Below are 14,562 nucleotides of genomic sequence, written 5' to 3' on the forward strand. Positions count from 1 at the left end.
CAATGGTATGACTCATTCACTGATTGTGAAAGCGACTAGTCCAAAATAAGCCATTTCGCGTATATTACTGTTATTGTAACAAGTTCTCATTTTTTCTTATTTAATGTCATTAAGAGTTGTTCATGAAATACCAAGGTAGTCCTGCTTTTACCCACAGCCAAAACGATAAAGTGGGCGTGTTAGTCACAAATTTGGGTACACCCGATGCGCCTAAAAAGTCTGAATTAAAACGTTATTTAAAAGAGTTTTTATCCGACCCGAGAGTGGTGGAAGTACCAAGGTTGCTGTGGTGGATGATTTTAAATTTGGTTATTTTAAATATTCGCCCTAAACGTTCAGCTAAAGCCTATGAGACTGTGTGGACAGAGCGCGGTTCACCGCTTATGTATCACACTCAAGATCAAGCCAATGCCTTGCGAGACCATCTGAAACAACAGTATGGTGAGAATATAGTGGTAGAATTTGCCATGCGTTATGGTTCACCTTCTGTAGATTCTGCGGTGGACAGCATGTTACAGCAGGGAGTAAGAAAGTTATTGGTGTTGCCTCTGTACCCACAATATTGTGCCTCAACTACTGGATCTACTTTTGATGCAATTGCCCAAAGTTTCCGTAAAAGACGTTGGATCCCTGAACTACGGTTTGTGACGCATTACCATGACAACGCAGATTATATAAAGGCGGTGGCAGATAAAATTAAAGTTCATTGGGAGCAACATGGTCGAGCCGACAAGTTGATCTTTAGTTATCACGGTATTCCCAAACGTTACTTATTAAATGGTGACCCTTATCATTGCGAATGTCATAAAACGTCCAGGCTCATCGCAGCAGAATTAGGGTTAACTGATAATGAACACTTTACTAGCTTTCAATCACGTTTTGGTCGAGAAGAATGGTTAAAACCTTATACCGATCATTCTCTTAAGGCATTTCCAGAGCAAGGCGTTAAGTCTGTACAAATCGTTTGTCCCGGATTTGCTGCAGACTGTTTAGAAACGATTGAGGAAATTGGTGAAGAAAATCGTGACTATTTTCTTGAAGCGGGGGGTGAACGTTATGAATATATTGCGGCACTAAATGCGGATGAAGCACATATTCAAGCCCTTTCGAAGTTACTTGAGTCTCACTTACAGGGCTGGGCAACAACACCAGAAAACACTGCACTGCGAAATGAACTGGCAAAAGCTAAGGGCGCCAAGAACTAAATAAATTAACCTATATTGCATAATGACCAAACAAGACCTGTTTAGTGGTGTGTGTTAACATAATGCTTACATTGTTATGTTGCTCACGTCGCTAGAAGTACATAATCTGATGAGTACTTATTAGATAATAATCAGAAAAGCCGCGCAAACCCTGTTATGGGTGAATAAGACGGATGCAGAACGGGAACCTCCATGTCTACACAAAACCTCACCGACCAAGCTTTGGTCCACACCCCATTTTTTACCAACGATGCTACTGTTATGGGCATCTTGGCGATTTTACTGGGTTTAGTATTTTATACTGCCAACAGCCAAGCTCCTTTTTGGCGCAAGCTTTATATGTTTGTGCCATCGGTTTTACTTTGTTATTTTTTGCCTTCGCTATTAAATACTTTTGGTTTGATTGATGGCGAAAACTCTCAGCTTTATTATGTGGCCTCTCGTTACCTGCTGCCCGCCTGTTTAGTATTATTAACCATTAGTGTCGATTTAAAAGCCATCGCTAAGTTAGGCAGCAAAGCGATCATTTTGTTTTTCACAGGTACTTTGGGTATTGTGATTGGCGGCCCAATTGCCCTGCTGCTGGTGGCTTCTTTTTTCCCCGAGTTGTTAGGTGTCGATGGTCCCAACGCAGTTTGGCGAGGCATGACAACCGTTGCAGGAAGTTGGATTGGTGGTAGTGCCAATCAAGTGGCTATGAAAGAAATTTATGGTGCAGGCGACCAGATGTTCTCTGCCATGGTGACGGTTGACATCATAGTGGCAAATTTATGGATGGCCGTATTGTTAATCATGGCGGCAAACGCAAAATCCATTGATGCTAAAACGGGTGCCGATACCTCAGCAATTGATGAGCTTAAAGCCAAGGTTAAGAGTTTTGAGTCTCAACATTCGCGCATTCCAAGCCTAACTGACATTATGTTGATTGTAGCGGTGGGACTGGGAGTCACAGGTTTTGCCCATATGTTTGCCGATACAATTGCGCCGTATTTTGTCGAAAACTTTCCTGAATCACGGAAATTTAGTTTCCATAGTAAATTTTTCTGGATGATAGTGTTTGCTAGTACTGTTGGTGTGGTGCTGTCTTTCACCAGAGTTCGTCAGCTAGAAGGAGCAGGTGCATCTAAAATTGGTTCGGCTTTTTTATATATATTAATTGCGACTATAGGCATGAAGATGGATGTCACTATGATTGCAGATCAGCCGCTATTTTTTGTGATTGGTGCAATTTGGATGTTAATCCATGCTTCACTTATGTTGATTGTCGCCAAGCTAATTAAAGCGCCTTTGTTTTATATGGCGGTAGGTAGCCAAGCAAATGTGGGCGGGGCAGCTTCGGCGCCTGTGGTCGCCTCTGCTTTTCATCCTTCACTGGCACCTGTAGCGGTAATGTTAGCTGTGTTTGGGTATACAGTTGGCACGTATATGGCTTGGTTCTGTGGGCAAATTTTGCAAGTGATTAATCAAACATAACAACTCTGGAAAAAAATGACTGCAACAGTTCAGGCACCCAAAGCACTTTTACAGGCACAGAAGTTGGCGAATCTAACCGACTCCAAGATACGTATTCCATTTTTAGGCTTTCGTCTAGGATTAGATTTTTTGGTGGGGCTGATCCCTTTTATAGGTGATCTCATTATGGTGGGGGTGTCGCTTAGCATTGTTGCTATGGCTAAAAGTATGCAGGTGCCAAGAGCACTACGAATAGCCATGGTAAAAAATATTGCGATTGATTTTTTTCTTGGTTTAATCCCGTTTGTGGGTGATGTGGTGGATTTATTTTATAAATCTAACCAAAAAAATGTACGCATTATAGAAAAGTGGTGGGTTAGTCAGAATCATCAACAAATCCAATCTAATAGTCAGCAAGCCCTTCAAGAATGGGAAAAGTCCCAAGACATATAGAAATATAGAAATATGGGTTTACTCACTGATGCTGCAAGACTTTAAATCTTCTAATTTTATAATGGTTAAACAAGCTTGGTTCGTTGCCGATAGCACTATCTTGGGTGCGCAGTTGGCATTAAATGCTTCTTGCCAACGGGCAGCGCACAAGCACCACTTATCTCCCGCCTGTAATCCTGCAAATTGATATTGTGGCATGGGTGTGGACAGATCATTACCTCTAGATTTTGAAAATTCGAGAAAATCCTCAGTCACAACTGCGCAAACACTATGATTCCCATGATCACTTGAAGGCACATAACAAAATCCTTCACGGGTAAAGCCGCTATTTCCACAGCAAAGTTTTAATGGTTGGCCTAATACATTTTTTTCATTTGGCATAGATACTCTTAGTTAATCCAATTGCGTTAGTGTTATGACAGATTATACCAGTCTTTAGGTTTAGTAACGGACTTGATGAAATTAGCTATGTAAATTGATTACACAGCAACATATTTCTGTTGCTGTGTTTCAGACTTGCCTAATAAACTGACAGGCGGGTTTGAGCGAATAGCCGCCGTTGGGCATATTCAATTTTTGATTGAGCTATAGCTCTAAAGGGGGCATTAACGCTTTGCGAAGGGGCAAATGCGAATGTTGTTGGGCTTTGCCCAGTGAGTATTTGTCCCAGCCGCGATTTTTGCGGCGAACTTAGGCAACTTGTTATATGCATTACGCAGCGATTAAAGGCTTAACATCAAGTTCTTTACGATGCATCTCTGCTTGCCATAAATCATATTGGCTTTGCTGATTCATCCAGCTTTCAGATGAAGTATTGAATGCAATAGAAAGTCGTACAGCCATTTCAGGGCTAATACCTGCTTTGCCATTGATTATGCTAGATAGTGTTTTTCTACTAACACCTAAAGCATTTGCTGCTGCCGTAATACTAAGTTCTAGAGGCTCAAGGCAAAGCTCTTTTATGATTTCACCCGGATGTGGTGGATTGTGCATAAGCATAATGTTATCTCAGTGATAGTCTTCATAATTGACTATTTCCGCATGCTCTCCGTTAAAGCGGAAAGTAACTCTCCAGTTACCACTAACCCGAACAGACCATATATCAGATCTGTTACCGGTTAAAGGGTGCAAAAATAATCCTGGTAAATTCATATCATTGGCAGAAGTAGAAGCGTTTAAGCGACCAACTATTAGTTTAAGTCGCTTAGAATGCTTTACTTGGACACCAGAAGTCTTTCCCGTTTTGAAAAACCTCTCAAGCCCTTTATGTATAAATGATAGAATCATAAAACATTGTAACCTGGTACGACTCAAGTGTCGATTTTATTTCGCATATAACGCTTCGCATAAACAGTGGAGCAAGTTGGACGCTTTTTTGCTCAGTTTGTTTTGCAAAAAAACGGCCTACTTGCAGAGTCTAGTTTTATGCGTTTGTTAGGCGCCTTTGATTAGTTTTGGGAAGTTTTCGTTTTGAACAATCTTGCCAATCAAGTTTTGGACTGCTGGCATCAAAGCTTGGGCTGTTTGATTACATGCAGTCTCTCCATAAAAGCTACTTGTAAAAGAGTAACTTTCTTTAACGGATATGGACTCTCCATTAGAGGAATTCAATGTCATAGCGATATCCCAGCTACCTGATGCAGAGGAGAAGTCGATAGAATCTAATATGCCAGTGAGGGTTATAGGAGCATCACCGTCGAAAGCCTCTGCCATTTTTAACTCATCAATAAATGCCTTACGAATGAATCCTTCAAACGATTGGCCATCTGGAGTTTTTATTGGCCCAACACCTCTACACATAATACTAGTTTGGCTTTCCCCGGCAGTACTGAACTCACCAACATTAATATTAGAATCAGCCATTTTCTTTAATAATGAAATATTGTCTACCGATACAGCATAGCGATTAACTGAGTAAGTGGAACACCCCGAAACTCCTAAAAGAACTAGAGAGACTAAACCTATTTTTTTTAACATTTTTACGTTTCCTTTTTATATTATAATATCCGATTTACTTCGAATTTGTGCCTAACGCCCAATTAACGGGCAAAAAATTGTGACGAAGGTGCAAAAGCCAACTGTTTTTTGTCCTTGTTTAATTTCTTGTTAGGTAACACTACTCATCCCACTCAGGGTACTGCTCTGGTTTTACACCGCTTTCGAGTACCACTCTAGGGTAAAATGTATCTGGCTTTTCACTAAAACACTTTTTACGGCTTTTATTTATTTGAAACAACCAGCTATCGCCATAATCAAACATATAAAAGAGCTTATTGCCTTTTGCTTTTGATAATATAGTTTCAATTGTTTCTTGAGTTACTTTGTCATCATCGCATGATATGCGCTGCGCACTTCTAGAATAATAAGAGCTAGCAATACAAAACTCATACATGTGGTCATTATCAAAACCTACAGCACACAAAATTGCCTGATGTAATTCTTCCAAGCTATGGTCAATAGGGATTTCTAAAGCACATTCCCATTCATTATGAGCGTGCATACCATCAAGTAATTTTATCTTTAAAGTTTCAATCATACTCAGACTTCACCGTGTTACCTAACGCTTCAAATATAGGGCGCGGCTTTTTCGCGTCCCAGCCATAATTTGTTTGTTATGTTCGTTTTTGCAATTTTTGAGTTTGTTTTTCGAATAAAAAGCCTAAAGTATCAGCCACGTGTCCTACAGCAATAATACCCCTAAGCGTCAATTCTTGATCCATACTAAAATAGCGACTCACATTATTGCCAAATGATTTAATTATCTTGTTAATTTCCCCGTTATTGAATATTTCAATAAACCGAGTACATGGTGCCGATTTCTGATTGCGTGAATCTGTACAATTTTTGGCATCTACTGCTAGCTCTTCGTAGTTGCTTACCAACAACTCTAGCTCTACTTTGTTATCCGCCGCACTAGCTAATGCACTTAAAAATACGGAAAGCCAAGCCAAAGCAATTATTAAAACTCGAATTCTCAAATTTTTCCTCCAAGAACATAACGATTATTATCGAGCATGTCGTATATGTAACTTCTCGATTTGATTTTTATTTCCGTCACCTTCAGTGCTTACCTTTTGATTTTATTTAATATTTTTCACTATCATGCCATCCAAACCGCAAAGAGTTGCAAAAGCAAAAGGAGCCTGACTTTAACGCGACTTTTTATGCTTCCTATTAAATACTATGCATAAAATATTTTCCATAATTAAATGAATGACTTAGCGTTTTTGAGAAAAAGAAAGTGAGACCAGTCAAAATTACATAATAGGAAGCGAAAAAGGCATTATTTACTAAATCTCATTATACCTGAGCTTATATACAGTTGATTTAGAGTCCGCTTTATGGAAAATTATTGCAATTACAAAATCAGTGGCGAATGACGGGTATTGGCACAAACCCGTCGGACAGCGGGTTTTATTTATTTGTGCGAGTTTCAAACATTAATTCCCAGTTTCAAACTTTAATATGCTCGTACATCAAGTGTCAGAACCAATAACTGAAGCTTCTTTTTATTTGGTGTGTAAGGTAAGTTATGCTTGCGCAATAAAATTACTGCCTAATGTTAAATTCGAGTCGAGCATGGATATCTTGACTATGAAAAACTGGTGTATAGAAGAAAAAGCGTTTCAACAAGGTTACCCAAGCACTTTTTGATGTTGAAAGAATTCAAGTCGGGGCAATATAATTATATGATTTTATCTGCGATCGAGGTGTCTGCTTATAAAGAGGAATTGAGTACCAGTATATATCGGACTGTTTTGACCATTCCTTTTTATCATTTTATACATAAAAAACACGCAAGTATGTTGGAAGATGTTAATCATGGATTAACAGATTTCAAACAAACACCCTCATATGAAGATTATCGTAACGTTACTGGCTAAATTAATTATTATTCACAACGAGCTTTCGCTTTTGGCGGCACTCAATATCAAAGAAGAACAACTATGAAAATATACGACACTAAAACCGCACCCTCTCCAAGACGGGTACGCATATTTTTAGCTGAAAAAAATATACCAATGGAATATGTGCAAGTTGATTTGCAAAAGGGTGAAAATATATCACCACAAATGCGCCAGAAAAATCCGGTAGGTAAAATACCTATTTTAGAGTTAGACGACGGCACCTGTATTAGTGAAGGTGCATCGATTTGCTTGTATTTTGAAGAGCTATATCCAGAAATTAACCTGTTGGGAAAAAACGCCCTAGAAAAAGCCAGCATAGATATGTGGCACCGTCAGGTTGAATTGTACTTTTTTGGTCAGGTAGGTATGTGCTTTCAACATACCACTGGATATTTTAAAGACCGTATGACACCCGTTAAAGAATATGGTGAAGTGGCTGGCAAAAACGCTGCAGATTTTCTTAAAGTACTAGAAAAACGTTTATCTGAGTCTGAATTTATTGCCGCTGACCGATTCACTATCGCCGATATTACTGCTATGTGTGCAGTTGACTTTGCCCGAGTTGTGAATATTAAAATTACTGATGAACAACCCAATCTCAGGCGATGGTATAACGCTGTGAGCAGTCGTCCAAGCGCCAAAGCTTAAGTTTAGGGATACAGATTAGGCTGCATAGATGTACCTGTTTTGCAGGTATCGGAGGCGAAACCCTTTGTCACTGCTATGTGATGATATTTATGCCTGACCTAGTGATAACCTTCCAGCGTATTGAGACCATTGAATCGGTAATAAAACGCCATCATTAACGGCGTTTTACATAAACTCTTAATCTCGCCACCTTTTGGTTAGTTCATCATAGGCATCGATTCTCCGGTCTCTAAAATACGGCCATATGCGTTTGATTTGTTCTGTGCGGTTAAGGTCGATGTCGACTATTAGGTTTTCTTCTTTATCGCTGCTGGCTTGGGCTAGCATTTCGCCTTGTGGACCAGCGACAAAACTTTGCCCCCAAAACTGAATGCCGGGATCGCCCGCCACTGGAGAAGCTTCAAAACCTGTGCGGTTTGCTACCACTACGGGTAACGAATTAGCCACGGCATGAGAGCGCTGTATGGTTTTCCAAGCATCGTGTTGACGGCCCTGTTCTGCTGCTGTGTCGTTTTTATCCCAGCCTATCGCAGTGGGGTAAAACAGCATATCGGCTCCCGCCATCGCCATTAACCTTGCCGCTTCTGGATACCATTGATCCCAACATACCAACACACCGAGTTTGCCGACGCTGGTTTGAATCGGTTCAAAGCCTAAATCGCCGGGAGTAAAGTAAAACTTCTCATAAAAACCAGGGTCATCGGGGATATGCATTTTTCGATATTTGCCGACCAAACCTTGTTGGCGATCAAACACCACAGCAGTATTGTGATACAAACCTGAGGCTCTTTTTTCAAATAATGAGGTAATAAGCACTATGTTTAATTTAGCTGCAAGGGCAGCAAAATAATCAGTGGCAGCACCGGGTATGGGCTCTGCCAAGTCAAAAAAATCGGTGTTTTCTTGCTGACAAAAATACAATGTGCTGTGCAATTCTTGCAACATCACCAGTTCACAACCTTGTTCAGCCAAAGTACTCACTTGTTCGGCACTGTGCGCCCAGTTAACATTTTTATCATTACTGGCAACCGCTTGTTGTACCACCCCGATTTTTAAACTGCTCTTATTCATATACACAAACTCCATTGGCAAAACAATGCAATACTTCAGGTTTAAGTATGCCACAAGGTATTTGCATACTAATACAATGCAAGCTACCAAATTGCTGAACTAAGGGCAGGCAATTTATCGGCACAATAGTAAATTCGGGGTAGGCGTTTTGCATAACCTGCAAAGCCAACGTATCTTCTGTTTGTTGATAAATGGGGCACAAAATATGTTGGTTAGAAATTAAGAAGTTGGCATAAGAAGCCGGAAGTCTGTCGCCCTGTGAATTGACAATGTGCGGCAGTGGCAATTCAAAAATTTTGTGAGTGGGCAAAATTTGCTGACATTCTTTAACTAAGGCAGCCAAGCCTTCAAAATGACTGTCGTCTGGGCGATTAAAAGCAGACTGGATAACCAGACCCTTATCTGGGGTAAAACGTACTAAGGTATCAATATGCCCATCTGTATCATCGCCCTCTAAATGCCCGTTTTGTAAAATAATACTGTGTTTAGCGCCTAAGTCTCTTTCAAAGTCTTGCTGGTAAGAAATAATAGGTTTATCGCCATTACGTTTAGGATTGGACAGGCAAAGTTCGGTAGATAAAAGGGTGCCATATTGGTCAATTTCCAATGCGCCACCTTCAACGACTAGATTAATTGATTTGATTGGCTGCTGACAAAGTTGACTCAGTACATCCTGATTTATTTTATTATCTTTAGTGGCATCAAACTTTTGTCCCCATCCATTAAATACAAACTCAATAGGTCGTAAACCTGATTTATTTCCACAGCTTAAAAATCCGTAGTCTCTTATCCATGTATCATTGTATTGTGCGCTGACGATCAATACTCTGCGGGATTTTTTTAACCTACTTAAACAATTTTTAATCTCGTCACTGCGCACTAACAACACAACATGAGTATTCGCTTGGTTAAGTGATTCAATGATATTTAGATAAACTCGTTGTACATTTTCAAGCCAAGGATGCCAATCGGTATTTTTATCTGGCCAAACAAGCATCATGGCTTCTTGTTGAGTCCATTCGGGTAACAGTTGGTAGTTGTTAGTCATGCATATTGTTCGTTTAAAATTTTTGTGGATTATAATACCTAGATTTCATGGTGTCTTGTTGTGCTTTTTCTCATATCATGAATAAAAAACGCTATCGGGATTTATTCTCTGTATTAACTGCTGCTGAAGTAGTCGTTCTAAGGGATAAATTGAGCCCTAAAAGTCTACACTTGATTCTGGCGTAATATCATCGATAGTGTCATATCAAGTTTTTGGGGTGCTTTTATGTGGCTTCAAATTCATTTTATGGCTTAAAAATTGTTATTAATTGTTAAAACAGTTTAACAAACAGACATTACACCGCTATTTTTTGTATACCTTTGCTCTTTTTTTAGATTGATTATTATCTTTAGCCGTTTTTAACGTTATTTTTGATATATGTGTTTTTTAAAAATCTATATTTTTCAATTAGTTATAGCTGTAATATAAGTTTAACTGTTTGTTTTACATCACTTTTACTAGTTGTATACAATAAAATCACAGAAGTTTATTGGTCGATCAGTCATAAATACTGTGCGGTTTGTAACCGTAATGATGAACTAACTGGAGAATACTGATGAAAAAACTAATCGCACTACCTGTAATATTTGCAATATCGATGGCTTTTTTTGCACTGAATGCCAGCGCAAAATTGGGTTCACCCGATAAGGTGCAATATGCCGGTGACTTAGGGTATAAAAATTTCTGTGAAGCTGTGGTCAAAGATGATGTCAACATGCTCAAGCGCAGTGTCAGAAAAAAAGTAGGTTTAGTCGCGAGCAGCTCACAAGCTGTGCTGAAAAAGTTAACCGCATCCAATGGAATGGAATGTAACGGGGTTGATTTAGTGTCATTTTCAGAGCAACGTAAAGCTTCGCAAGTATATCAATATCTTTCTAATGCAAAGTAAATTGTACTCGCAAGCTACCAATATCAGCCCATAGCTTGCATGGCTAGTTATGGGCTGGTTCTAGTTTTATTGGTAACTTTTTTGGCAGGCTGTTGCAACTAATAGGTTGTAAGTTACTGCGTATTGGTACAATTGTTTTCGTAAACTTAATTCCTTTTCTGACCTCAATGCATCACCACTGTTAGCCAATAATCGGTAACCACATTGTTGTTGAAGTGCGGATGACTCATTGTCGATGCCCGGAAAAGAGGTGGCTCTGCCAGCAAAGGCTAATAATCTGAAATCTTGCTTTTGAATCGCTAAATTCGCATCTGCTCTAGGATCTGCATAATAAAGCCATTTGAGATCAGCAGTTTGATTGTCACTGAGCTCCTCACTTTGATTCTCTTGAGTTGCCTCAGATGTTTGAGATAAAAAAGGTATGTTGGTTTGGCTGCAACCCAGTGTTAAAAAACCTGTCGCAGTGGCAAACATCAAAAGGGATAACCGATTATTCATAATTGCCCTTACAAAGTGATTGATTGACTAACTTTATAGAAAAACAAAGAAAAGACAAAAGACTTAGCAGCATCATACTTCCCCCACCAGAATCTTTAGAAGCCGCCGTTACTGAATTAACTTGAACGCTCAGTGTCCCTTCGTCCCTTAATGTGCCGTCTGACACCAGATAGAAGATGGATTCAGTACCGGAAAAATTCGTTGCTGGGGTATATATAAGTTGTTGATTGGTTACTGCCACTTGGCCTTGACCACTGTAGCTAAACGAGTCGATGCTCAACACATCCATATCTACGTCGTTGTCGTTGATTAATACGTCAATCGCCACAGAGACACTGTTTTGTTCAACAGAAATGCTATCGTTATTTGCCACTGGCGCATCATTGACCTCTGTAACCTGTACCTGTAGTGAAAATACATTACTGTCTTCTACGCCATCATTAACCACAACTGATACGCTCAGCATACCGTTGAAGTCCGTATTTGGTGTCAGAGTTTGTTGATTGATACTGTAGTTGTCCCCGTTTTGTAAACTCAGAGTGAAGTCTTGTGGATAGGCAGAGTCTGGATCAGATACATTTAAATCAGCAAAATCAATTTGTGTTGTTGCGTCTTCATTAAGGCTTATGCTCTTCTGACTATCTATTATGGGCGCCACTGGCTCAGCAGCCATAATCGAAAATGCTTCATGGCTGAGAGCATAAAAAACATTGTCGCTACATTTTAATACCAGTCGTGCGTCAATACTGGTGACATTAGGCACGGTGATGTTTTGTTGTCCATCATTGGGTGTTCCCATCAACACTGAGGTTTCAAACGGGTTTACTGCGTCAGCGATAAGCAAAATATCGACATTGGCACAATTGATGGGTGCCATTAGCGTATCGCCAATATCCCATGTCACTGTTTGTTCAGATAAACCTTGCCATTGTGTCGGTGTATCAATATTGAATGTTTGGTTAGCGGTCGTCACAGTAATCACTAAGTCTTGCTGGTTTACCCCGCCTTTGTTATCTCTGGCTGTTAACCTAAAACGCATATCCCTGTCGGTGGTGGCATACGTTTCACCAAGACGAGTTTGACCAGTAAGTACATCACTTAGCTGAGGAAAGTAACGTTGTGTTATTTCTATTGGGCTATAAGAACGAAACAGCGGGTTGTTGCCATTATCGCTATGCATTTCAGTAAGATTATTTGTTGCTCCTAACGTACCGCCATTATCAAACTGCTCCCACGTGTAAGTGAGCAAGTCGTTGTCTGTATCTGTGGCAGAGCCGCTTAGTACAAAAGGTGTGTCAGCGGGAATAGTATAAGCATTTTGTGTCAATTGAATTTGTGGGATGGCGTTATCAATTGCAGCTTCAACACCACAACGTTGCCCAGAGAAACCATCGACATAGTCACGAATATTCTGAATCGAGATTGAATGAAAATAAGGGTCGCTGTCATTTTGCAAGTTTTGTGATCCACAAATACCCGCATAAGACATAATGGTGGAGCCACTGCCGGGCTCATAAGCTGAGCTGGTGTTGCGTTGACCTTCTGCACAACTATCGGAGTTGGTGGCGTTAAAGCTATGACCAGCACCCAATTGATGACCTAATTCATGGGTAACCAAGTCAATATAAAAGCGTTCTCCTTGAGGGTTACTTAAACCTGTGTAACCTTGGGCTTTAAACTGGCTGTTACACACCACACCTACGTACGCTAATCCGCCTCCATTGGTACCAAGTAAGTGTCCGACATCATAGTTTTGACTACCAATGGCTTGGTCGACAACATCTTGATTTTTCTCGATATCAGTGGCGATATCTGAATTGGTGTATGGGTCGCTAGTGGCATCAAAGAAAATGATGTCTTGATTATCAATCAATTCAAACTGTAAGGCCAAGTCGATTAACAATACCTGATTGATGCGGTTCACCAAATTCATCAATTCGGCCAATACATTTTCGGTCGTTCCGCCTAATTTTTGGCCGTACTCTCCTGTGGTGCTAATAGCCAGCTTATAGGTGCGGACAGTGTTGCCAGTAGTGACTAACTTTTGTGCCAAGACAGGCTGTTCTTGTTGTCTATCTGCCAGCAAAAAATCAGCTGTGAGTGAGACTGCTTTAGGCTCGGTGGGTGCATCTTTGTACCAATAACTAGCATATTCTACTGCTTCACCTTGATACCGAGGCGACAACAACATCCATTGGTTGTTGTATCGAAAAAAACCAAATAAGCCTAGGTGGGAAATACTAAATCGGCCGATGTTTTTTGGTTGGTCAACTTGCTCAGCCTGATAAGTCATTAAGTGGGGATATTGTTCGGATAAATTTTCGCTTAAAATGGGCGAGGGGCTAAGTTTGACCGGTATACTTAAGCCGTTGGGCAAAGGCAAAGTGATTTCAGTTGCTAAGCCTAGATTGGAAAATGTGTTGTTTAACAAAGCTTGGTTTATCTGTATGAATCTTGCATTGTCAGCCATTGCACGAAGTGGTTTGACTTGTTCTGACTTAGCTTGACTGGATCCCTCTTGCCATAATGTTTTGGCTTGAATGGCAAAATTGATAAAGCTGAGGGTCAATAACAGAATAAATCGATGGCTAATGGCGCGCATAAATGGGGTCACTAAACTTTGCATAAGTACCTCTATGACTCATTAAAAACCATAAAGTGCGAGAACGTATTGATCTCGCCATTTGTTAGTTCTTAGATTCAAGTAATCTTTCAACCTGTTGAATGGCAAATTCTACATGGGCTATTTGTTCTGGATCCGATAGCGCAAAATCTAACCCTAAAATACTTTTGATGTGAAACTCGCTTTGCAGCAGGCTAAAAAAAGTCACAGCACATTTATGAGCGAACTCTTCTGTGATAGGTTGTTTAGCAAATGTTAAAAAACATTTAGCCAAATATTCCAAGCTATGTTTTGGGCCAGCTTGATAGAATAATTCAGCTACTCTGGGGTTACTGTTTACCTCACCTATTATGACGCGATAAATAGCAATCACTTGGTGGTCATGGAGTAACTTCACTATCTGTAAACCCCTTTCGCGCAGTACCTGAACCAAGTTGTAGTCTGCTACTTCTAGGTGTCTATCATCTAGTTGATATTCGGCACACTTTTCCTCAATCACGGCTAAAAATAAAGCCTCTTTATTATTGAAATGCGAATAAACAGTCTGTTTAGACACGCCTGATTGTTTGGCCACCATTTCCATAGAACAGCCACTAAAACCACTGATTAAAAATAACTCGCCTGCGGAAGTTAATACTTGCTTACGCTTTTCAGCACTTTTAGGCCTTCCAGCCTTACTGGTCTCTTTATTTGACAACGATAAACCTCTACTGATCCAAAAAAGTATTTGCAACGTTCACATTAAACATTACTATATATCAAACTAG

Annotated in this window: 17 protein-coding genes; 6 read left to right on the plus strand and 11 right to left on the minus strand. The window is 40.0% G+C overall.

The features are described 5' to 3' along the window. The first annotated feature begins 122 nt into the window (after positions 1-122). The 3 genes from hemH (at position 123) to CXF95_RS18120 (ending at position 3,110) form a co-directional block, all read left to right on the plus strand. Entirely contained in the window at positions 123-1,205 is a 1,083-nt protein-coding gene (gene hemH / locus CXF95_RS18110) for a ferrochelatase (RefSeq protein WP_101199970.1), read from the plus strand. A gap of 192 nt (positions 1,206-1,397) precedes the next feature. Continuing rightward, entirely contained in the window at positions 1,398-2,678 is a 1,281-nt protein-coding gene (locus CXF95_RS18115; RefSeq protein ID WP_101199971.1) for a DUF819 domain-containing protein, read from the plus strand. Between the two features lie 15 nt (positions 2,679-2,693). Then, complete coding sequence (locus CXF95_RS18120; protein WP_101199972.1) at positions 2,694-3,110, plus strand: DUF4112 domain-containing protein; 417 nt, start codon at positions 2,694-2,696, stop codon at positions 3,108-3,110. Between the two features lie 18 nt (positions 3,111-3,128). Here the strand turns inward: CXF95_RS18120 and CXF95_RS18125 are convergent, their stop codons facing one another. The 6 genes from CXF95_RS18125 to CXF95_RS18150 form a co-directional block, all read right to left on the minus strand. Beyond that, a complete protein-coding gene (locus tag CXF95_RS18125) occupies positions 3,129-3,491 on the minus strand; it encodes a DUF2237 family protein (protein WP_101199973.1) in 363 nt (120 codons plus the stop codon). A 330-nt stretch (positions 3,492-3,821) separates the two neighbouring features. Further along, complete coding sequence (locus CXF95_RS18130; protein ID WP_101199974.1) at positions 3,822-4,109, minus strand: HigA family addiction module antitoxin; 288 nt, start codon at positions 4,107-4,109, stop codon at positions 3,822-3,824. A gap of 9 nt (positions 4,110-4,118) precedes the next feature. Next, the gene (locus CXF95_RS18135) at positions 4,119-4,397 is read right to left on the minus strand and encodes a type II toxin-antitoxin system RelE/ParE family toxin (RefSeq protein WP_101199975.1); all 279 of its coding nucleotides are present in this window, start codon (positions 4,395-4,397) and stop codon (positions 4,119-4,121) included. A 147-nt stretch (positions 4,398-4,544) separates the two neighbouring features. Further along, entirely contained in the window at positions 4,545-5,087 is a 543-nt protein-coding gene (locus CXF95_RS18140) for a hypothetical protein (protein WP_101199976.1), read from the minus strand. Positions 5,088-5,226: 139 nt separating this feature from the next. Continuing rightward, positions 5,227-5,646: a hypothetical protein gene (locus CXF95_RS18145; RefSeq protein WP_101199977.1), complete on the minus strand. Its 420-nt coding sequence runs from the start codon at positions 5,644-5,646 to the stop codon at positions 5,227-5,229. Between the two features lie 76 nt (positions 5,647-5,722). Next, the gene (locus CXF95_RS18150) at positions 5,723-6,088 is read right to left on the minus strand and encodes a hypothetical protein (protein WP_101199978.1); all 366 of its coding nucleotides are present in this window, start codon (positions 6,086-6,088) and stop codon (positions 5,723-5,725) included. A gap of 711 nt (positions 6,089-6,799) precedes the next feature. On the opposite strand from CXF95_RS18150, the gene CXF95_RS18155 reads away from it, so the two are divergent. Both CXF95_RS18155 and CXF95_RS18160 read left to right on the plus strand, forming a co-directional pair. Beyond that, on the plus strand, positions 6,800-6,994 hold the full coding sequence (locus CXF95_RS18155) for a hypothetical protein (RefSeq protein ID WP_232787907.1): 195 nt from the start codon (positions 6,800-6,802) through the stop codon (positions 6,992-6,994). 63 nt (positions 6,995-7,057) lie between these two features. Then, complete coding sequence (locus CXF95_RS18160) at positions 7,058-7,666, plus strand: glutathione S-transferase family protein (RefSeq protein ID WP_101199979.1); 609 nt, start codon at positions 7,058-7,060, stop codon at positions 7,664-7,666. Positions 7,667-7,843: 177 nt separating this feature from the next. On the opposite strand, the gene CXF95_RS18165 is transcribed toward CXF95_RS18160, so the two are convergent. Next, positions 7,844-8,737 (minus strand): carbon-nitrogen hydrolase, encoded by an 894-nt coding sequence (locus tag CXF95_RS18165; protein ID WP_101199980.1) that lies wholly within the window; start codon positions 8,735-8,737, stop codon positions 7,844-7,846. Then, complete coding sequence (locus tag CXF95_RS18170) at positions 8,730-9,785, minus strand: agmatine deiminase family protein (protein WP_101199981.1); 1,056 nt, start codon at positions 9,783-9,785, stop codon at positions 8,730-8,732. The genes CXF95_RS18165 and CXF95_RS18170 overlap by 8 nt, the downstream gene beginning before the upstream one ends. A 556-nt stretch (positions 9,786-10,341) precedes the next feature. On the opposite strand from CXF95_RS18170, the gene CXF95_RS18175 reads away from it, so the two are divergent. After that, entirely contained in the window at positions 10,342-10,674 is a 333-nt protein-coding gene (locus CXF95_RS18175) for a DUF3718 domain-containing protein (protein WP_101199982.1), read from the plus strand. A 66-nt stretch (positions 10,675-10,740) separates the two neighbouring features. On the opposite strand, the gene CXF95_RS18180 is transcribed toward CXF95_RS18175, so the two are convergent. The 3 genes from CXF95_RS18180 to CXF95_RS18190 all read right to left on the minus strand — a co-directional run bounded on the left by CXF95_RS18180 (position 10,741) and on the right by CXF95_RS18190 (position 14,492). After that, on the minus strand, positions 10,741-11,172 hold the full coding sequence (locus CXF95_RS18180) for a hypothetical protein (protein WP_232787908.1): 432 nt from the start codon (positions 11,170-11,172) through the stop codon (positions 10,741-10,743). Continuing rightward, positions 11,165-13,798, minus strand: coding sequence for a reprolysin-like metallopeptidase (locus CXF95_RS18185; RefSeq protein WP_101199983.1), 2,634 nt, complete (start codon positions 13,796-13,798; stop codon positions 11,165-11,167). The genes CXF95_RS18180 and CXF95_RS18185 overlap by 8 nt, the downstream gene beginning before the upstream one ends. A gap of 61 nt (positions 13,799-13,859) precedes the next feature. After that, positions 13,860-14,492, minus strand: coding sequence for a TetR/AcrR family transcriptional regulator (locus CXF95_RS18190; RefSeq protein ID WP_101199984.1), 633 nt, complete (start codon positions 14,490-14,492; stop codon positions 13,860-13,862). Positions 14,493-14,562: the final 70 nt, after the last annotated feature.

The sequence above is a fragment of the Paraglaciecola sp. MB-3u-78 genome (assembly GCF_002835935.1).
Classification (GTDB): Bacteria; Pseudomonadota; Gammaproteobacteria; order Enterobacterales; family Alteromonadaceae; genus Paraglaciecola.